At 39.6% G+C, this 18,099-nt stretch carries 18 protein-coding genes and 1 pseudogene; 12 read left to right on the forward strand and 7 right to left on the reverse strand.

The window, feature by feature from the left end:
* Positions 1 to 9: 9 nt before the first annotated feature.
* A complete protein-coding gene (gene dnaK / locus CVS86_RS02850) occupies positions 10 to 1,884 on the forward strand; it encodes a molecular chaperone DnaK (protein ID WP_002942660.1) in 1,875 nt (624 codons plus the stop codon).
* Positions 1,885 to 2,035: 151 nt separating this feature from the next.
* On the opposite strand, the gene CVS86_RS02855 is transcribed toward dnaK, so the two are convergent.
* Complete coding sequence (locus CVS86_RS02855) at positions 2,036 to 2,638, reverse strand: MBL fold metallo-hydrolase (protein ID WP_107790903.1); 603 nt, start codon at positions 2,636 to 2,638, stop codon at positions 2,036 to 2,038.
* Between the two features lie 120 nt (positions 2,639 to 2,758).
* Here CVS86_RS02855 and CVS86_RS02860 point away from each other — a divergent pair, with 120 nt between their 5' ends.
* From CVS86_RS02860 to kdsB, 6 genes are read left to right on the forward strand one after another with little or no spacing between them, the layout of a single operon-like run.
* Complete coding sequence (locus CVS86_RS02860; protein WP_107790904.1) at positions 2,759 to 3,496, forward strand: NAD+ synthase; 738 nt, start codon at positions 2,759 to 2,761, stop codon at positions 3,494 to 3,496.
* A gap of 10 nt (positions 3,497 to 3,506) precedes the next feature.
* The gene (locus CVS86_RS02865) at positions 3,507 to 4,637 is read left to right on the forward strand and encodes a DegT/DnrJ/EryC1/StrS family aminotransferase (protein WP_103606940.1); all 1,131 of its coding nucleotides are present in this window, start codon (positions 3,507 to 3,509) and stop codon (positions 4,635 to 4,637) included.
* The gene (locus CVS86_RS02870) at positions 4,630 to 5,550 is read left to right on the forward strand and encodes a tetraacyldisaccharide 4'-kinase (RefSeq protein ID WP_107790905.1); all 921 of its coding nucleotides are present in this window, start codon (positions 4,630 to 4,632) and stop codon (positions 5,548 to 5,550) included. The genes CVS86_RS02865 and CVS86_RS02870 overlap by 8 nt, the downstream gene beginning before the upstream one ends.
* Before the next feature lie 50 nt (positions 5,551 to 5,600).
* Positions 5,601 to 5,915 carry a divalent-cation tolerance protein CutA gene (cutA, locus tag CVS86_RS10220; protein ID WP_103578738.1) on the forward strand — a complete coding sequence of 105 codons (315 nt, stop codon included), beginning with the start codon at positions 5,601 to 5,603 and terminating at the stop codon, positions 5,913 to 5,915.
* Positions 5,912 to 7,375, forward strand: coding sequence for a threonine synthase (gene thrC / locus CVS86_RS02880; RefSeq protein ID WP_107790906.1), 1,464 nt, complete (start codon positions 5,912 to 5,914; stop codon positions 7,373 to 7,375). The genes cutA and thrC overlap by 4 nt, the downstream gene beginning before the upstream one ends.
* Positions 7,372 to 8,082, forward strand: coding sequence for a 3-deoxy-manno-octulosonate cytidylyltransferase (gene kdsB / locus CVS86_RS02885; RefSeq protein ID WP_103596722.1), 711 nt, complete (start codon positions 7,372 to 7,374; stop codon positions 8,080 to 8,082). Before thrC ends, kdsB begins: the two co-directional genes overlap by 4 nt.
* 661 nt (positions 8,083 to 8,743) lie before the next feature.
* Here kdsB and dsbD read toward each other — a convergent pair.
* The gene (dsbD, locus tag CVS86_RS02890) at positions 8,744 to 10,471 is read right to left on the reverse strand and encodes a protein-disulfide reductase DsbD (RefSeq protein WP_107790907.1); all 1,728 of its coding nucleotides are present in this window, start codon (positions 10,469 to 10,471) and stop codon (positions 8,744 to 8,746) included.
* Positions 10,472 to 10,578: 107 nt separating this feature from the next.
* Between dsbD and ppk2 the strand changes: the two genes are divergently transcribed.
* On the forward strand, positions 10,579 to 11,388 hold the full coding sequence (ppk2, locus tag CVS86_RS02895; RefSeq protein WP_002942696.1) for a polyphosphate kinase 2: 810 nt from the start codon (positions 10,579 to 10,581) through the stop codon (positions 11,386 to 11,388).
* Positions 11,389 to 11,446: 58 nt separating this feature from the next.
* On the opposite strand, the gene CVS86_RS02900 is transcribed toward ppk2, so the two are convergent.
* From CVS86_RS02900 to CVS86_RS09860, 5 genes and pseudogenes are all read right to left on the reverse strand, one after another.
* Positions 11,447 to 11,872, reverse strand: a complete 426-nt coding sequence (locus CVS86_RS02900) for a trehalose-6-phosphate synthase (protein WP_107790908.1) — start codon at positions 11,870 to 11,872, stop codon at positions 11,447 to 11,449.
* 114 nt (positions 11,873 to 11,986) lie between these two features.
* Positions 11,987 to 13,239 (reverse strand): annotated as a pseudogene (locus CVS86_RS02905) (major outer membrane protein).
* Positions 13,240 to 13,436: 197 nt separating this feature from the next.
* Complete coding sequence (locus CVS86_RS02910) at positions 13,437 to 13,976, reverse strand: thioesterase (RefSeq protein ID WP_107790909.1); 540 nt, start codon at positions 13,974 to 13,976, stop codon at positions 13,437 to 13,439.
* An 8-nt stretch (positions 13,977 to 13,984) separates the two neighbouring features.
* Complete coding sequence (gene cmoB / locus CVS86_RS02915; RefSeq protein WP_234399223.1) at positions 13,985 to 14,854, reverse strand: tRNA 5-methoxyuridine(34)/uridine 5-oxyacetic acid(34) synthase CmoB; 870 nt, start codon at positions 14,852 to 14,854, stop codon at positions 13,985 to 13,987.
* Between the two features lies 1 nt (position 14,855).
* On the reverse strand, positions 14,856 to 15,023 hold the full coding sequence (locus CVS86_RS09860) for a hypothetical protein (RefSeq protein WP_199906509.1): 168 nt from the start codon (positions 15,021 to 15,023) through the stop codon (positions 14,856 to 14,858).
* A 91-nt stretch (positions 15,024 to 15,114) separates the two neighbouring features.
* On the opposite strand from CVS86_RS09860, the gene CVS86_RS02920 reads away from it, so the two are divergent.
* From CVS86_RS02920 to CVS86_RS02935, 4 genes are read left to right on the forward strand one after another with little or no spacing between them, the layout of a single operon-like run.
* Positions 15,115 to 16,194 carry a transglutaminase-like domain-containing protein gene (locus tag CVS86_RS02920; RefSeq protein WP_107790911.1) on the forward strand — a complete coding sequence of 360 codons (1,080 nt, stop codon included), beginning with the start codon at positions 15,115 to 15,117 and terminating at the stop codon, positions 16,192 to 16,194.
* Complete coding sequence (locus CVS86_RS02925) at positions 16,191 to 16,514, forward strand: hypothetical protein (RefSeq protein WP_009294140.1); 324 nt, start codon at positions 16,191 to 16,193, stop codon at positions 16,512 to 16,514. The genes CVS86_RS02920 and CVS86_RS02925 overlap by 4 nt, the downstream gene beginning before the upstream one ends.
* On the forward strand, positions 16,507 to 16,764 hold the full coding sequence (locus CVS86_RS02930) for a heavy-metal-associated domain-containing protein (RefSeq protein WP_107790912.1): 258 nt from the start codon (positions 16,507 to 16,509) through the stop codon (positions 16,762 to 16,764). Before CVS86_RS02925 ends, CVS86_RS02930 begins: the two co-directional genes overlap by 8 nt.
* Before the next feature lie 17 nt (positions 16,765 to 16,781).
* The gene (locus tag CVS86_RS02935) at positions 16,782 to 18,071 is read left to right on the forward strand and encodes a M28 family peptidase (RefSeq protein ID WP_107790913.1); all 1,290 of its coding nucleotides are present in this window, start codon (positions 16,782 to 16,784) and stop codon (positions 18,069 to 18,071) included.
* Positions 18,072 to 18,099 lie beyond the last annotated feature (28 nt).

Raw genomic sequence — 18,099 nt, forward strand, 5'->3', positions numbered from 1 at the left:
AGGAAAAATATGTCAAAAGTTATAGGTATAGACTTAGGTACAACAAACTCTTGTGTGAGCGTTTTTGAGCGCGGCGAGAGCAAGGTTATCCCAAACAAAGAGGGTAAAAACACAACTCCATCTGTTGTTGCTTTTACAGACAAAGGTGAAATTCTAGTAGGTGACGTCGCAAAACGTCAAGCAGTTACAAACCCTGAAAAAACGATATATTCTATCAAACGTATCATGGGTTTGATGAGCAATGAAAAAAATGCTGAAGAGGCAAAGGCTCGCTTGCCATATCACGTCGTAGATAGAAATGGCGCTTGCGCGGTTGAGATCGCTGGTAAGGTCTATACTCCGCAAGAAATTTCAGCAAAAATTCTTATCAAGCTAAAAGAAGACGCTGAAGCATACCTTGGTGAAAAGGTAACAGACGCGGTTATCACTGTGCCTGCATATTTCAACGATAGCCAAAGAAAGGCTACAAAAGAGGCTGGAACAATCGCTGGTCTAAACGTACTTCGTATCATCAACGAGCCGACAGCTGCGGCACTTGCGTATGGTCTTGACAAAAAAGAGGCTGAGAAAATTTTAGTTTATGACCTAGGTGGCGGTACATTTGACGTTACAGTGCTAGAAACTGGCGATAACATCGTTGAAGTTTTGGCAACTGGCGGTAACGCATTCTTAGGTGGCGATGACTTTGATAACAAGATCATCGACTGGCTAGTAAGTGAGTTTAAAAATGAAACTGGTATCGATCTAAAAGGCGATATCATGGCACTTCAACGCTTAAAAGAAGCAGCTGAAAATGCTAAAAAAGAGCTAAGCTCAGCTCAAGAGACTGAGATAAATTTACCATTTATCACAGCTGATGCGACTGGCCCAAAACACCTTGTCAAAAAGCTAACTCGCGCTAAATTTGAAGGCATGATCGACTCACTTGTGGGCGAGACTATCACTAAGATAAATGAAGTCATCAAAGATGCAGGTCTAAGCAAGAGTGACATAAAAGAGGTCGTAATGGTCGGTGGTTCAACTCGTGTGCCACTTGTTCAAGAAGAGGTTAAAAAGGCATTTGGCAAAGAGCTAAATAAGAGCGTAAATCCAGATGAAGTCGTAGCTATCGGTGCTGCGATCCAAGGTGCGGTTATAAAAGGCGATGTTAAAGATGTTCTACTTCTTGACGTTACTCCACTTAGCCTTGGTATCGAGACACTTGGTGGTGTGATGACTAAGATCATCGAAAAAGGCACAACTATACCAACTAAGAAAAGTCAAGTTTTCTCAACTGCTGAAGATAACCAAAGTGCCGTTACTATCATGGTTTTACAAGGTGAGCGTGAGTTTGCAAGGGATAATAAATCACTTGGTAACTTCAATCTCGAAGGCATCCCAGCAGCTCCAAGAGGTGTGCCTCAAATCGAAGTTGAATTTGATATCGACGCAAACGGAATTTTAACCGTTTCAGCAAAAGATAAAGCGACTGGCAAAGCCCAAAACATCACTATCTCAGGATCAAGCGGTCTTAGCGAAGATGAGATAAATAGCATGGTAAAAGATGCTGAGCTTCACAAAGAAGAGGATAAAAAACGCAAAGACGCAGTAGAAGCTAGAAACCAAGCAGACGCACTAGTTCATCAAACTGAAAAGAGCATGAGCGAGCTAGGCGAAAAAGTGCCAGCTGAAGATAGAAGCAACATCGAAGCTGCGCTAAATGACCTAAAAGAGGTTCTAAAAGATGAAAACTCTTCAAAAGAGCAAATCGATGCAAAAGTAGAAGCTCTAAGCAAAGCTAGCCACAAACTTGCAGAAGCTATGTATAAAAAAGATGAAAACGCTGGCGCAAACGGCGGAAATAACAAAAAAGACGACGACGTAATCGACGCTGAAGTCGAGTAAGACAAATAGAGCAGGGTACTTGCCTTGCTCTTTTAAATTTAATCTATAAATTTAAACTTCTAAACACTTCTTAATACACACTCGCAACATCATCTTATAAGATAAAAAGTATAAATTTCTAAAATGCAAAAATTTAGCCGCACCCCAAAAATCAAGACCTTTTAACGATCTCTACCCATCTATCAAGCTCTTGTTGCTCGGCTTTTAGCGTGCTGCTTTCGCCGTGTCCTGGGTAAAGTGCGAAGTCACCCTTTAGATTTTTACATTTTTCTAAGCTTTTTAGCATCTCATTTTTATCCGAATATGGAAAGTCCCAGCGTCCGATGCTACCTTTAAATAAAAAATCTCCGCTAAACATCGCGTCATCTATCTCTATCATCGAGCAGCCCGGTGTGTGCCCTGGAAAATGGTGAAATTTAAAAGAAAATTCATCCACTACAAAGCTCTCATCGCCTTGAGCCAAAACATCTGGCACAAAGGTGTTTTTCATATAGCCAAAAATGTCACTCTCGCACATAAAAGCGTCAAATTTATTGATATAAACTGGGATTTTTAGCTCATTTTTTAGCTCGCTCACATCGTAAATATGGTCAAAATGCCCATGAGTGCAAAGTATCGCCTTTAAATTTTGTGCATTTTGCAAAACCCATTTTTTTGCCCCATCGCCTGGATCTATCACTAAACTTGAGCCATTTTTGGTGACGATGTAGCAATTTGTCCCAAAATCACCAAAACTTTTATGCATTACTCTCATTTTTTACCTTAAATTTATCATTTCTTAAATATTTACATCTTTTTACTTAAACTTAAAGAAAAATTTTAAATTTAATTAGTATAATTTTTGCAAAAGGAAGCAAATTTAGGCAAAGGGACAATGAAGGGGTATCAAAAAATAGAAGAAACTTTAGTTTTTAGCTTAAAAGATAAAACTAAAGGTAAAAAACTACTATTAGGTGTAAGCGGCGGTATTGATTCTGCTGTGGTTGCGACGCTTTGTGCGAGAGCAAAGCCAGATGAAACTCATGCACTCATCATGCCAACAGCATCATCAAACAAAGAAAATATGGACGATGCCCTAAATTTATGTGAAAAACTAAACATAAAATATAAGGTTTTGTCTATAGAGGGCATTTTAAATGCCTTTTGCGAAACGATAGATGTAAATTTAAGCAATTTAAGAAAAGGGAATTTAGCAGCTAGAGTTAGAATGAGCTTGCTTTATGATTATTCATCTAGTATAAACGCTCTAGTCATCGGCACAAGCAACAAAAGTGAGCTTATGCTTGGTTATGGCACGATATTTGGGGATTTGGCGTGCGCGATAAATCCTATCGGAGAGCTTTATAAGAGTGAAATTTTTGAATTTGCAAAACATCTTGGTGTTGATGAAAATTTTATCAAAAAAGCACCTTCAGCCGATCTTTGGGATGGGCAAAGTGACGAGGGCGACATAGGTTACAGCTATGCTGTTATCGACGAGATTTTACAAAATTTAGAAAATAACAAGGAGCAAGCCATCAAAAAGTTTGGATTAAAAGCGGTCTTGGATATAGAAAATAGAGTTGTTTCAAACAGGTTTAAACGACAAATGCCGTTGATAGTGAAAATTTAAAGGATTAAAGATGAGAGAAATTCCGTTTTACAAACCAACTATCACTGAGCGTGAGAGTGAGCTTATCGAAGAGGCTTTGCATTCTGAAAATGCCACTGATACAGTTGCTAAATTTGAAGAAAAGCTAAAAGAGTACTTTGGTGCTAAATTTGTTGTCACTACAAATAACATAGCAGCAGCGCATCATCTGGCTCTAAGCGCTATGGATACAAAGCGCGGTGACAAAGTCATCTGCTCAGTAAATGCCTTCCCTAGCGTGGCTCAGGCTGTTAGACATTTTGATGCCGAGCCTATCTTTGTTGATATAGATGAAGAGGACTTTAATATCAGCCCAGAAGCCCTTGAAAAGGTGCTAAAAGAGCAAAATCACAAGAAACTAAAATGTGCTTTTATCTCACACATCGCTGGACAAAGCGCTAGGCTTGATGAGATAAAGGCTATCTGCGAAAAATATGGCATCGTCGTTTTAGATGATGCAAATCGAGGCATAGGACTAACTTATAATGGCAAAAAAGTCGGTTCAGACTCGTTTTTGTCATGCTTTCAGACAAACTCACGCGTGCAAAATCCTATCTCAACAGTTGGATTTTTCACGACAAATGACGAAGAGGTCTATAAAAAAGCAAAACTACTTCGTAACTATGCCCTTGTAAATGGTATAGATAAATTTGGTAGTTTAAGCTACATCTACGATGTTGTTGATATCGGTTTAAAATATGACATAAACTCGATAAATGCGGCATTTTCTATCGCTCAGCTTGAAAAGACAGACGAGCTTATAAAACGTAGAAAAAAGATCGCTGAAATTTACGATAAAGAGCTTAAAGAGTGTCACAACATCACAACTCCAGTCAAAAAACGCGAGCACATCTACACTCAGTACATCATCAAGATAAATAAAAACCGTGACAGCTTTGCTAGAGAGCTTTTGGAGCGCGGAATTCACACTTCGTTGCACTACATACCGATACATTTGCTAAGCTATTATAAAAATAAATATTCGCTTAAAGTAAATGACTTCCCAAATGCTCTAAAGACATATCAACAAGTCTTGTCGCTACCTATCTATCATAGTTTGAGCGACGAAGAGGTGCAATACATCTGCAACACGGTAAAAGAAATTTCTAAATCTCGTGTTTAAGAAATTTAACATCCTTTTACACGCATGGGCGAATGACTACTTCTTTCGCCCAAATTTCTTTCAAATTTTACTAGCATTTTTACTTCTGCCACTAAGTCTTATCTATGCTCTAGTCGTTGTTTGCAAGAAATTTAGCGCGCAAAAAAAAGACTTTAGTATAAAGATAATAAGCGTTGGAAATTTAACCCTTGGAGGAAGCGGCAAGACCCCACTTTGTGTCGCTATCGCTAAAAATTATGGGGGCGCCTTTATCATCCTTAGAGGCTATAAAAGAAAGAGCAAAGGTATGCAAGTTGTCGCTCGTAACGGCGAAATTTTACTTGACGTGGCGGCAAGTGGCGATGAGGCGATGATATATGCCACAAGCATCAAAAACGCAAATGTGATCGTTAGTGAAGATAGAAAAGTAGCTATAAACTACGCCAAAACTCACGGCGCAAAGTATATTTTGCTGGATGATGGATTTTCTAAATTTGATATAGCTAAATTTGACATCTTGGTGCGTCCAAACCCAGAGCCAAAGCTAAAGCTTTGCCTGCCAAGCGGGGCTTATAGATATCCATTTAGCTTTTATAAATTTGGTGATTTCATCGCACGTGAGGGGCAAACTCACTTTAGAAAGAGCGAAATTTTAAATAAAAGCGAAAAAATGGTGCTAGTAACCGCCATAGCAAACCCAGCCCGCCTTGAAGCATTTTTTAGCGAGTGTGTAGGGCAGGTATTCTTCCCTGATCACTACGACTTCTCAAAAGAAGAGCTAAGTGAAATTTTGCAAACCTACGGCGCGACCTCGCTTTTGATGACGCAAAAGGACTATGTAAAGGTAAAGGATTTTGGGCTGAGAGTTTCGCTTATCACGCTTGAAGTTACTCTAAGTGAGGAGTTTAAAAAGGTTTTAGCGCAGCAAATTTAAGCCCATTTTGTTATAATGAGCCACTTTTTAAAAGGAAAATTTAGATCAAAATGAGAATTTTAATCACCTCAGTCGCAAAGAAAAAAGAGGCAAAAAAACTAAGCAAAAAGCTCGTGAAAAAGGGACTTGCGGCTTGCGTGAGTAGCTTTAGCGCAAAGAGCATTTATCTTTGGCAAGAGAAGCTTTGTGATGAAAAAGAGCAAATTTTACTCATAAAAACGGATGCGAAATTTAAAAAAGTAGCTAAATTTATAAGAAAGCACCACAGCTACGAAACCCCAGAAATTTTGGCGCTTAAGCCAAAAGAGGTTTTTAAAAAATATGAAAATTGGATAAAAAAATCAACCAAAAAAGGCAAAAAATGAGACTAACACCAACTAGAAGCGTAAAAGATGAAAAGGTAAAAAATGTAAATTTAAGCACAGCCATGCTTGCCCCAAGCTCCGCTCACGGCGGACTTTACGCGCCAAAGAAGCTACCAAAGATAGCAAGGGCAAAGTGGCAAGAGCTCTCAAGCCTAAGCTACGAAAAGCTCGCACTTCACATCATTTCACTTTTTAAATTTGACGTGCCAGAGGCGTTTTTCAAAAAAGCGGTCAAAAGATATGCAAGCTTTGATGATCCAAAGCACCCTGTTATTTTTAAAAAAATAGATAAAAATTTATACGTAAATGAGCTATACCACGGCCCAACTAGGGCATTTAAGGATATGGCGCTTCAGCCTTTTGGCTCGCTTCTTAGCCAGCTAGCAAAAGAGCGAGGCGAAAGATACCTTATCATGTGCGCAACTAGCGGTGACACGGGCCCTGCGACGCTTCAGACCTTTGCAAATGACGAAAACATAAGGGTTGTCTGCCTCTATCCAGACGGCGGTACGAGCGAGGTTCAAAAGCTTCAGATGCAGACCATGCAGGGTGAAAATTTAAAGGTTTTTGGCATAAAAGGCGACTTTGACGACGCTCAAAGAGCGCTAAAAACGCTGCTTGCAAATGATAAATTTAAGGCTGAGCTTAAGAAAAAGCGCCTTAAACTAAGCGCGGCAAACTCGGTAAATTTTGGCAGAATTCTCTTTCAGATCATCTACCATGCCTACGCCTACGCAAATTTGCTAAAACAAAAGGCACTTAAGGCAAACGAGAGCTTTGACATCATCGTGCCAAGCGGAAATTTCGGCAACGCACTTGGGGCGTATTACGCTAAAAAAATGGGCGCAAAGATCGGCAAGATCAAGATCGCCTCAAACGCAAACAACATCTTGACGCAGTTTTTCACCACCGGAGTTTACGATCTCAGGGACAAAAAGCTAGTTAAGACGATAAGCCCAGCTATGGACATTTTAATAAGCTCAAACGTCGAGCGCTTGCTGTTTGATAAATTTGGAAGCGAGCGAACAAATGAACTCATGCAAAGCTTAGCCAAAAATAAATTTTATAAGCTTAGCAAGCAGGAGCTTGAAGCGCTACAAGAGGACTTTGAGGCCAGCTGGTGCGACGATAAAGAGTGCGAGGCATACATCGCAAAGCTCGCAAAGGACGGCTACGCGATCGATCCGCATACGGCTACTTGCTTTAAAATGGTGGAGGCTAGCCGCATAAACGTCATCACATCGACCGCACACTGGGTGAAATTTACGCCAAGCATGATCAAAGCGTGCCAGATCAAAGATACAAAAGATGAAAAAGATGCGCTGGCAAAGACTGCTAAAATCTTAAATGACATCGTGCCAAGCTCGATAAACTCGCTATTTAGCGCGAAAATTTTGCATAAAAATATCATAAAAGAGGACGAGATCGAAAAGTGCGTCCTAGAATGGATCGAGCGATGATAATCATCCCAGCTCGCCTTGCCTCAACAAGGTTTAGTAATAAAATTTTAAAAGAGATAAACGGTGTGCCGATGTTTGTGGCGACGGCTCTTAGAGTAAGCGGCGTGGATGATGTGGCGGTTGCGGTGGATGAGCCAAGCGTGCTTGATATCGCCAAGGCTCACGGCATAAAAGCTGTGCTAACTAGCAAAGATCATCAAAGTGGCACTGACAGGATAAACGAAGCGGCGCAAATTTTGGGCTTAAGCGAGAGTGAGATCATCATAAATGTTCAGGCTGATGAGCCATTTATCGAGCCTGAAAATATCGCTAAATTTAGGGCATTTTGCGAGCAAAACAGGCAAAATGCCTTTATGTTTTCTTGCTATAAAAAGATGGACGATGAGTTTGCAGATGATAAAAATTTAGTCAAAGTGGTGACTGATTTTGAGGGATATGCGCTTTATTTTTCAAGATCGAGGATACCATTTAACAGAAGCGAGTGCAAAAGCTACAAGGCGCACCTTGGCATCTACGGATACAGCGTAAAGAGCCTAAAAGAGTTTTGCGGCCTCTTACCTTCAAGCCTTGAAAACACCGAGAAACTCGAGCAACTACGCGCCCTAGAAAATGGCAAAAAGATAGCGATGCTAGAGGTTGAAAGTCAAAGTATCGGCATCGATAGCGAAGAGGACTACCAAAGAGCGCTAGCTAAATTTGGCAAATGAGCCTAAATTTGCTCTGCTTTGGCGTCTTTGCTGCGGCAGAGCAAATTCTAAATTTTTATAAATTTGGGTAATGGTTGGCTGATTTTTTGTCTTTGATTTTGCGGTCTAGCTCAATTTGGCTGTGTTGTTGGTTAAATTTACTGCGAGTTTCATGTTTTTAATTTATTTGAATAATTTTGTCTTTTTGCTGAGATGTTTTAAATTTAAGACAATTGCAAATTTCACTTGCATTACGGTCTTGTCTGTGCGTGATTTGGCGCAAAATTTGATTAAATTTTAGTTGCGTTACTACCTTGGTGTTAAACTAAATTTAGTTTATATTTTTTATTTGTTGGCATGTTTTAAAATTTAATAAATTTAAGATAATCGTAGGCTTTACTTGGTTTTGTTTTTGATTACGGTCTTGTAGCACGCGATTTGGTGCAAAATTTGATTAAATTTTGGTTGTTTTACAATCCTAGAACCAAACCAAAATCACTAAGATATTTTAAAAATTTTGATAGTTTTTTGCTTTTGCGATTTTACTCGCGTCACTGCATGATATAAATTTGATAGCCTAAATTTACTTCTTTACTACATTCCTAGTTAGTCGCAAGGTCTGAAAAACCTAGAGAAATTTGGCTGATAAATTTAAAATTCCAGTTAATTTTGCCTTTGTAATCTAAATTTTTTCAAGCTTTGCTATGAAATTTTTAGCATTTATAAAGCCGATCGTTCTAAGTGCTTTTTGCTCCTCGCCGTCTTTAAAAAGTAGAAGTGCAGGCGGATCGATGAGTCCAAAATTTCTTAACATCTCATCATTTTGCGCCCCGCCACTTGTCACGTCGATACGAATAAGCGTAAATTTTGCCAAAGCATTTTTCACGCCGGCGTCTTTAAAAGTGATGTGCTCTATCTCTTTGCAGCTCGCGCACCAGTCGGCATAAAAATCCACAAGCACTGGCTTGCTTGAGCTTTTTATCATCTCGTTTAGCTCGTTTAAATTTCTGGCTTGTTTGAAATTTAGCTCGCTCTCATTTTTGGCTAAATTTAGTCCAGAAAGCGGCGAAAAGGCATCTTTTGAGCCCAAAAATGCGCCGATTATCAGCATGAGCGAGTAGATAAAAACTAGCACGCAAAGTGCTTTTTTAAATTTAGCCCAGCCGCTATTTGCTGCCTCAAACGCCCCAAGATAAATGGCCGCAAAGACGCCTATGACGCCGTAACCAAGTAGCTCAAAAAACGCTCCAAGCACGCGTGCGAGGATCCAAACAGCCATGATGAGCATCAAAAAGCCAAAGAGTTTTTTAACTTCATCCATCCAGCCGCCAGGTCTTGGCAGGAGCTTGCCTGAGCTTAGCCCTATCACAAGAAGCGGCGCGCCCATGCCTAGCCCCATGACAAAGAGCATGATGCCTCCGTAAATGGCGTCTCCGCTTTGCGCGATGTAAAGAAGTGCGCCTGCTAGCGGTGCTGCCACGCAAGGCGAGACGATGAGCGCTGAGGCAAAACCCATGATGAAAACGCCGATTAGGCCTGAGCTGTTTTGTGACTTTTTGCTGATTAGGTTTTCAAATTTAGAGGGCAGTTTGATGTCGTAAAAGCCAAACATACTAAAACTTAAGATGACAAAAATGGCCGCAAATGCGCCAAGTACGTAGATGTTTTGCAGAGCCCCTGCGATGCCAAAGCCAAGCAGGCTTGCCCCAACGCCAGCAAGCGCGTAAGCAAGGCTCATCGCAACTACATAGACTAGCGAGAGCAAGAAGCCTTTTTTGGCATTTAGGCTGCCGCCCTTTGAGACGATGATGCTTGATAAGATCGGTATCATCGGGAAGACGCAAGGTGTGAGCGAGAGCAAGAGACCGTAGCCAAAAAATGTCGCAAGCGAGATAAAAAAGTTTTTGCTGCTTAGCTCGTTTGCGATGCTTTGATCTTCTGAAAGCTCGGTAAATTCAGGATTTGTTTCGTCTTTTTGCTCTTTTTCAAAGGTTATGATGCTAAATTTGCCAAATTTCTCAAATATGTCATAAATTTTAGTTTGTGGGCGGTAACAGATGCCATTTTTAGCACAACCTTGATAGCTTAAATTTAGCCTAGCACTGCCGTTTTTAAGATGCTCTTTTACTAAATTTAGCGGGATAAACAGTGAAAAATCTTTTGGGTAAATTTCATATTCGCCGGTATTTTCGCTCTTTGGCATATTTAGGAGACTGTTGATCTTCTCTTCGCCAAGCTTAACCTCAAAGCTATCTTTGTAAAGGTAGATATTTTCGCCAAATTTAAACTTGATCTCAATACCTTGTTCATCAATACTTGGGCTTAAAATAAACGCCTTACTAACGTCTAAAACCTCGGCAAAAAGCGAGCTTGCAAACAAAATGAGAGAAAAAATGAATTTAAAAAACATGCTAATCCTTGCTAAATTAAAAGAGATGATTTTAGTCTAAATTCTTAAATTTATTCTATTTTATAGTAAAATCGTGAAAAAGCGTGAAATTTTTAAAAGGAGCGATGATGTCAAAAGATAAAAAGCACCAAAAGAGCGATAAACTTGGCTACGAAGAAGAGCTAAGGCTACTTCAGATAGAACTTTTAAAATTCCAAAATCATGTCAAAGACAAGGGCCTTAGGGTGCTTATGCTAATGGAGGGGCGAGACGCAGCCGGCAAGGGCGGCACGATAAAGCGCCTAACAGAGCATTTAAATCCACGTGGTTGCCGTATCGTGGCGCTTACAAAGCCAAGTGATGTCGAGAAGACGCAGTGGTACTTTCAAAGATATGTGACGCACCTGCCAAGTGCTGGCGAGATCGTGATCTTTGATAGAAGCTGGTACAACAGGGCTGGAGTTGAGCCAGTGATGGGCTTTTGCACGCAGGCTGAGCATAAAGAGTTCTTGCGTGAAGTGCCAAAATTTGAAGAGATGATCATAAACTCAGGCATCATTTTTTTTAAAATTTACCTCTCGATCACAAAAGAGGAGCAAAAAAAGCGCTTTAAAGAGCGTCTAAACGACCCGCTAAAGCAGTTTAAGATCTCTCCAGTAGATCAAAAAGCGCAAGAGCTTTGGGATCAGTACTCCATCGCCAAATACTCGATGCTGCTAGCCTCTCACAATAGCATCTCACCGTGGGTCATCGTCTCAAGTGACAATAAAAAAGAGGCGAGGCTAAATGTCTTTAAATTTATCCTAACTCACGTAGAATATCCAAAAAAGATAGATGAGTATCTAAAATACGACAAAAGCGTCGTAAGAGATGGAAGCGAGGAGATCAAGCGCATAGAAGAGGGGCTTAATAAAGATAAGCTAAAAAGTATCGACTGAAAATTAGACTTGGCTGCAAATTTGGGTTTAAATTTACAGCCAAATTTTACTGCTAAACTCACCACATAAGTTTTGCCAAAATGACCATTATCAGACAAAGAATAAGAGCTATGAGGTGCGAAAATTTACCAAATGGATCTGGCTTTTTTAAGATAGTGACATTAAAAACAGAGATGAAAGTGACAAGGCACATGAGAAGCAAAACTGCGATCTTTGCTAGCAAGAGCTTTTGAAAGTTGCTCTGCCACCAACCATGTTCGCCTCCAAGATAGTCCTTTGCCATGTATGCCCCACTTATCAAAAGTAGTAAAAATGCCGTGCCAAAAACCTTTGCACTGCCTTTTGTATAGGCTTTTTTGACAGCTTCAAGAGTTTGAGGACTTATCGTTTTTTTGGCAAATGGATATATGCAAACATCGAAAAATACATAACCAATAAAAATAATGGCACAAACTAAATGCGTAATTAGAGAGAAAAGATACATTTTTTGCCTTTTTTGTTTGGCATTATATAAATTTTATTAGTTATATTTGCTGATTTTGATTAAGTATTGAGAAGCTTAGAAGATCCGAGCGAAAGTTCGCTCGGATAAATGTTTTTAGAAGCTATATTTTGCTTCAAATCTGATACGATCTTGTTGGAATTTTACACCGTCTTTTCTATCTTTAGCAGCTGCATACCATGTTAAGAATGTAAGTTTTTTGCTGTATTTGTAGCTAGCATCAAGAGACCACTCGCTTCTTTTTGCTCTCTCTTTGGCAAGAGCCCAGCTATAGCCTTTACCTTGAATATATCCAGCACCAAAGCCAAACTTATCGATATCATATCCTGCATTAACAAACCAGTAATCATTATTGCCTTTGATATTGTTGTAATATTGTTGTCCGCTAGTTGCAGAACCTATTACACCATTTAGAATTTTTGCTGGGTTGATAAGTTCACCATTTGCATCAAGCGTTACAAATGAAATTTTATTATTGTCTTTGTTTTTAGCGTCAAAGTCTAAATAACCAGCATTAAGTTTAGCACCAAATAGTTTTGTGCCAGCTTGAACTGCCCAGAAATTTGCATCAGCTACATCTTTGTGATCTGAGTCATTATGAACAAATTGACCTTTTAAGTTTAGGTTAACATCATCAGTTACATTAAAGCTTACACCAGCATCAGCACCGTAAAGTGTAGCTACTTCTTGAACATTTGCAATAGCTATTTTAAAAGAAAGTGGGTCATAACTTCCAAGAGCTGTTAAATAATAGATATTTGCAGATGAATCGCTAAATAGATTAGTATTTACTAAAGTGCTTACTAGCGGACTAGCGGACCACTTGTATCCATGCTTTCTGACTCTATGGCATCAAATGCAGCTGCTGCTAAAGTAAGACCTGGAACATCAGTATTTACTACTTTAATACCTGTGCCAGCTATATCTTTAGCATCATAGAAAGTACCAAGTAGTTGTTTACCAGCCGTAATAGCAGTATTACCTACCTTATAACCTAGATACATCTCATATACACCAAATGAATCAGTTGCATTTGTTTTATCTGTGCCAGTAGTTGCATCACCTGAGTTGTCTTTTGCTTCATATCTTAAATTTAAAACACCAAAGAAATTGTCGTCAATCGCAGCTTTAAATGCTGTTTGCATTCTAAATACGTGTCCAGCATTGCTACCTTTTTCTGTTCCTGCGTTCGCCGTTGATTTTTTAGTGTAATCGTTTGTATAACGATATCTAGCATATCCTGAAAGATCTACATTTTTTATAGCTTCTTCAAGTGGAGTTGCACTTGCAACGCTTGAAAATGCACCTAAAGCAACCAAAGCAGCTAAGCTAACTTTTGTAAGTTTCATCTAAATCTTCTTTTGATAAAAATGTTTTGAAAGGATATTATTATAGAAGATTAATTTTATAGCTTAAATTTCGTTAAAAATTTCAAAAATTATTACCGATCGTTTACCAAAATAAGATAATGAGATAAAATTTGTCTTTAAAAATTTGAGTTTATTTGAAGTTAAAAGATGAGAAAATTATATCTCATCAGTTAAATTTAGCCGTTGTTTTTAGCCTGCGCCTCTTCGCGCTCTTTCTTTTGTCTTATGGCAGCTTCTTTTTGGATATTTTTTTGCTGAGTGACAAAGATATGCTCTTCAAGCGTGACTAGCTGAAAGATGCCCTCAAATATCTTGATCTCTTTTACGTAGCCTATCACTTTTACCTCTCTTTTTCTACTCTCTTCAAACCTCGCTTGTGCGTCAAATTCGACCACATCGCCAAGTTTGAGCGGTCCAAAGAAATTTATCCTAGCACCGATGCTAACGCAAAATTCTTCATTTATAGCTAAAAGTGCTGCGTAGTTTGCCCCCATGAAGACAAAACCGCTATGTATGAGCCCTTCTGCGTCGCTTACCATATCAGCCGTGGTAAAAAATCTAGTTTTTGCGTGATTTTTCTCAAGCAAAAATGCCGTTCCACTAAAATTTAGCTTTGTTAAAGGAGCTGTTTTTATCTCGTTTCTTAGCGGGTTTTCATCCTCTGGGAGGATTATTTGCGACTCGTCTTTTGTTTCAAAAATATTTTCATCTGCCATATTTATCCTTAAATTTTAACTCTTACATAGGCTCTTTTTGGTGCTGGATAGCCCTCGATGGTCTTTGTGTTGTCATCTGGGTCTAGGAAATTTCCAAGACTCTCTCCGTCTATCCAATGTGTTTTTCGCTGTTCGTTTAGATCAGTCGCCTTTGTCTCAAGCAGGGTAAAGTCCTTAAATTTAGCCCTTTCGCACCAGTTACAAAGCGCGCTAAGCGTTGGCACAAAGTAGATATTTGAAATTTTTGAGTATCTATCTTTTGGGCTTAGCACAAAGTCGCCATCCATATCTATATACATCGTGTCTAAAAATAGCTCGCCACCAGGATTTAGCGCGGTTTTTAGCTCTTTTAGCATCTTTATAGGATCGCTTCTGTGATATATCACGCCAAGGCAAAAAATGGTGTCAAATTTCGCTGCGTATTCTGGCAAGCTCTCTACTCCAAGAAGCTCGTAAGCGATATTTGAGCGGATAAATTTATTTAAAAAAGCAAACTGCAAATATGTATGCACGCTAGGGTCAAAGCCAGTTATACTTTTTGGGCCGTACTCAAGCATCTTAAACATATAATATCCATTGTTACAACCCACGTCAGCTACGCACTTGCCAGCTAAATTTAGGTGTGGGGCAAGGATATTAAATTTAATAAAACTTTGCCACTCGCTATCTATATATATATCATCAAGTAAAAATGGCCCTTTTCGCCAAGGCTTTAGGCTAAGGGCGAGGTTGTAAATTTCATCTTTTTTAGCTTGGTTTAAATTTTTAAATTTGACATTTACGCTATCAGAGAGGCTAAATTCGCAATCAAAATTTGCTAAATTTTCTATCTTATTAAAAATTTGCTTTTGCTGCTCGTTAAATTTGCTAAGATCCACGCTATTTCCAGTCGACGATGTTGTGCGGACACTCTTTTTGGTAGGTGCCAGTCGCGTCATAATACTCTTTACAATCATTATAATATTGCGTCGAAACTCCACGCTCGTTCATATAAAGACAACCGTTGCAAAATAGCGCTATAAAGGCTAAAAATATAATCTTTTTCATGTGGCGGATTTTATCATAAATAAAAATTTTATGCTAGAATAGCAGGCAGTTTTAGAGCCAAGTTTGGCTAAGATTAAGCAAAAGGCATTTTATGCAAAGAAGAGATTTTTTTAAATTCAGTAGTTTTTTAGGTGCAGCAAGTCTGCTTCCAAGTGTCACTCTAGCTAGCGACGAGCCAGCAAACCCAGTAGTTAGAAATTTTGACGTAAATTTCAAACATCTGCTTCTTGAAAAGGGCAAAAGCTCGAGAATTTGGCTACCGCTCCCACTAAGCACCACTTATCAGCAACTAACTCAAGACTACGTCATAAACACAACCGCTAAAAACGTCTATATCTCAGACACGCTAATACCAACAATGTATGGCGAATTTGAAGAAAATGAGCAAAGACCTATTTTAAATATCCAGTTTAAAATTCAAACAACAGAGCGCAATACCGACTTTAGCAAGGTAAATTACGATCCAAATGAGAAGGTCGATCCTGCGATTTTGGAGTTTTTAAAACCAACTTCACACATCCCAACTGACGGCGTCGTAAGAGCAAAAGCGTTAGAGATTATCGGCAATACTAAAGGCGACTTGGAGCGCGCAAAAGCGATATATACGTGGGTTGCAAACACTATGCAGCGCGATAACAGCATCCTTGGATGTGGCACAGGCGACGTTAAAGCGATACTTGAAAGTGGCAAACTTGTTGGCAAATGCACCGACATAAACTCAGTTTTTGTGGGACTTTGCAGATCAGTTGGCATCCCTGCAAGAGAAATTTTTGGTATCAGGGTTGGTCAGTCTAGATTTTCAGATCAGATGGGTAGCGCAAAAGACGGCGTGGCTAAAATTTCAGGCGGACAGCACTGCAGGGCTGAGTTTTATCTAAAAGGCTATGGTTGGATACCGGTTGATCCAGCGGATGTCACGAAGGTAAGACTGGGCGAGAAATTAACAAACGACGACGCTAAGATCGTAGCTGTTAGGGACTATTGCTTTGGCAACTGGGAGATGTGCTGGATAGGCTTTAACTACGGACGCGACTTTATCTTAAAGCCAACTCCAGAGCAAACACCGCTAAATAACTTTGGCTATCCATACGCTGAGGTTGATGGCAACACACAAAATTATTATTCGCCAAAAGAATTTAGCTACGACTACGTCTCAACAGAGCTAAAATGAGAGCCTTTTGGCTGATACTAACATCCATAGGTAGTGCTATCGGCGCTACCTTGTGCTGCTTGCCGGCACTTCTTTTTCTGCTTTTTGGCACATCTTTTTCATTTCTATCTTGGACACAAAATTTATACGAGTACCGCGTCCCTTTAAGCGTCGTGGCAGTCATTTGCTTTGTGATCTCTGGTGTAGCTCTGTTTTACAAGCCAAAAAGCTGCAACCTAAGCTATAAAAAGAAAAAATGGATACTTATATATATACTTTTTGGAGTGATTTTGCTTTTACTCCTTACATATCCGGAGCTTTTAGGAGAAATTTATGCGTAAAATTTTAGTTTTAGCCCTTGTTGCACTTAGTTGCTACGCTGAGAAAACGATAGAGATTTTGGTGCCTAGCATGCACTGTCCGCTTTGCACAGCGATAGTTCGAAAGGCCGCACTTAGCGTTGAGGGTGTAAAAAAGGCAGATGTATCGCTAAAAGAGCGAAAAGCTGTCGTTATAGCAGATGACAAGGTCGATGAAAAAGAGCTTTTAAAGGCGGTCGATGCGACTGGCTATAAGGGCGAGATAAAATAAATTTAAAGGAGGCAAATATGTCAAAGAGTGAAGTTTTAGCGAAATTTGAGACACTTGCGTCGATACCGCACTGCAGTTACGAGACTGATAAGATGCGTGATTTTCTGGCTAGCTATGCAAAAGATAAGGGCTGTGAGGTCGTGGTCGATAGTTTTGGCAACGTTCATGCCTTTAAAGGCAAGCCAAAAATTTGCTTGCAAAGCCACTATGATATGGTCTGTATGGGCGATGCGCCAAAGATAGAGATAGTTTATGGCGATGATGGCTACATGAGGGCTAAAAACTCATCTTTAGGTGCCGATAACGGCATAGGCGTGGCTATCATGATGCAGATGATAAGCGAATTTGACGACATTGAGTGCCTCTTTACAAACAACGAAGAGGTCGGCATGGTCGGAGCTGCTGGTTTTAGCGGCGATCTAAAAGCCGATAAGCTTTTAAATTTAGACAGCGAAGAGGACGACCGCGTAACTATCGGCTGCGCTGGCGGTGTAAATTTATTTGCTACTATTGCGCTTAATAGCAAAAAGACAAAAGAGAGCACGCTTTATGAAGTAAAAGTGAGTGGCCTACCTGGCGGGCACTCTGGCAACGAGATACATAAAAATATCCCAAATGCGATCAAGGTTTTAGCGGCATTTGTTACTAAAAATGGCTGCAAGCTTGTTAAATTTGAAGGTGGCGAGCGAAGCAACTCTATCCCAAGCGGTGCAACTGCGCTAGTTTTAAGCGATAAAGAGCTAAAGAGCGAGTGTGAGAATTTAAGCGTGAAAAAGCTTGGCACGGGAGATAAAATTTTAGAAAATGGCGAGAAAATTTTAGCTCTTATCAACTCATTTTCACAAGGCGTAAGAGCCTACAACTGTGAACTAGGCATACCACAAGATAGCGTCAATCTCTCACTTGCAAAGATCAAAGACGATGGCACGCTTGAAGTGGAGTTTTTCGCAAGATCAATGAGTAAAGATGGGCTAAATAGGATGGAATTTGAAATTTCAGAGCTTGCAAAAGCGGTTGGTTTTAGCGTCATTTCAAAAGATAGAAACCCAGCTTGGAAACCTATAAATGATAAATTTGCAAACGATATCTTGGATGAACTTAAAATTTATAATCCAAATGCAAGGATAACAGCTGTGCACGCGGGTCTTGAGTGTGGAGTGCTTTTGGAGAAAAAAGCAGGTCTTAGTGCATGTTCAATAGGACCAAACATCTACTCACCTCACTCTACAAGAGAGCACTGCGAAGTAGCTTCTGCACTTTTTATAGAAAAAGTCGTTCGCGGTATCGTTAAAAAATATAACTCATAAAAAAGTAAAATTTGCTAGAAATTTCTAG

The sequence above is a fragment of the Campylobacter concisus genome (assembly GCF_003048605.1).
Classification (GTDB): Bacteria; Campylobacterota; Campylobacteria; order Campylobacterales; family Campylobacteraceae; genus Campylobacter_A; species Campylobacter_A concisus_BM.

Bases quoted from the DNA above. Each gene is read 5' to 3' on its own strand.
- CVS86_RS02920 (WP_107790911.1), top strand. From the start codon at position 15,115: ATGCAAAGAAGAGATTTTTTTAAATTCAGTAGTTTTTTAGGTGCAGCA.
- CVS86_RS02855 (WP_107790903.1), bottom strand. From the start codon at position 2,638: ATGAGAGTAATGCATAAAAGTTTTGGTGATTTTGGGACAAATTGCTAC.
- CVS86_RS02865 (WP_103606940.1), top strand. From the start codon at position 3,507: ATGAGAGAAATTCCGTTTTACAAACCAACTATCACTGAGCGTGAGAGT.
- CVS86_RS09860 (WP_199906509.1), bottom strand. From the start codon at position 15,023: ATGAAAAAGATTATATTTTTAGCCTTTATAGCGCTATTTTGCAACGGT.
- CVS86_RS02910 (WP_107790909.1), bottom strand. From the start codon at position 13,976: ATGGCAGATGAAAATATTTTTGAAACAAAAGACGAGTCGCAAATAATC.
- kdsB (WP_103596722.1), top strand. From the start codon at position 7,372: ATGATAATCATCCCAGCTCGCCTTGCCTCAACAAGGTTTAGTAATAAA.
- CVS86_RS02860 (WP_107790904.1), top strand. From the start codon at position 2,759: ATGAAGGGGTATCAAAAAATAGAAGAAACTTTAGTTTTTAGCTTAAAA.
- cutA (WP_103578738.1), top strand. From the start codon at position 5,601: ATGAGAATTTTAATCACCTCAGTCGCAAAGAAAAAAGAGGCAAAAAAA.
- CVS86_RS02930 (WP_107790912.1), top strand. From the start codon at position 16,507: ATGCGTAAAATTTTAGTTTTAGCCCTTGTTGCACTTAGTTGCTACGCT.
- CVS86_RS02935 (WP_107790913.1), top strand. From the start codon at position 16,782: ATGTCAAAGAGTGAAGTTTTAGCGAAATTTGAGACACTTGCGTCGATA.
- CVS86_RS02925 (WP_009294140.1), top strand. From the start codon at position 16,191: ATGAGAGCCTTTTGGCTGATACTAACATCCATAGGTAGTGCTATCGGC.
- dsbD (WP_107790907.1), bottom strand. From the start codon at position 10,471: ATGTTTTTTAAATTCATTTTTTCTCTCATTTTGTTTGCAAGCTCGCTT.
- ppk2 (WP_002942696.1), top strand. From the start codon at position 10,579: ATGTCAAAAGATAAAAAGCACCAAAAGAGCGATAAACTTGGCTACGAA.
- thrC (WP_107790906.1), top strand. From the start codon at position 5,912: ATGAGACTAACACCAACTAGAAGCGTAAAAGATGAAAAGGTAAAAAAT.
- dnaK (WP_002942660.1), top strand. From the start codon at position 10: ATGTCAAAAGTTATAGGTATAGACTTAGGTACAACAAACTCTTGTGTG.
- CVS86_RS02900 (WP_107790908.1), bottom strand. From the start codon at position 11,872: ATGTATCTTTTCTCTCTAATTACGCATTTAGTTTGTGCCATTATTTTT.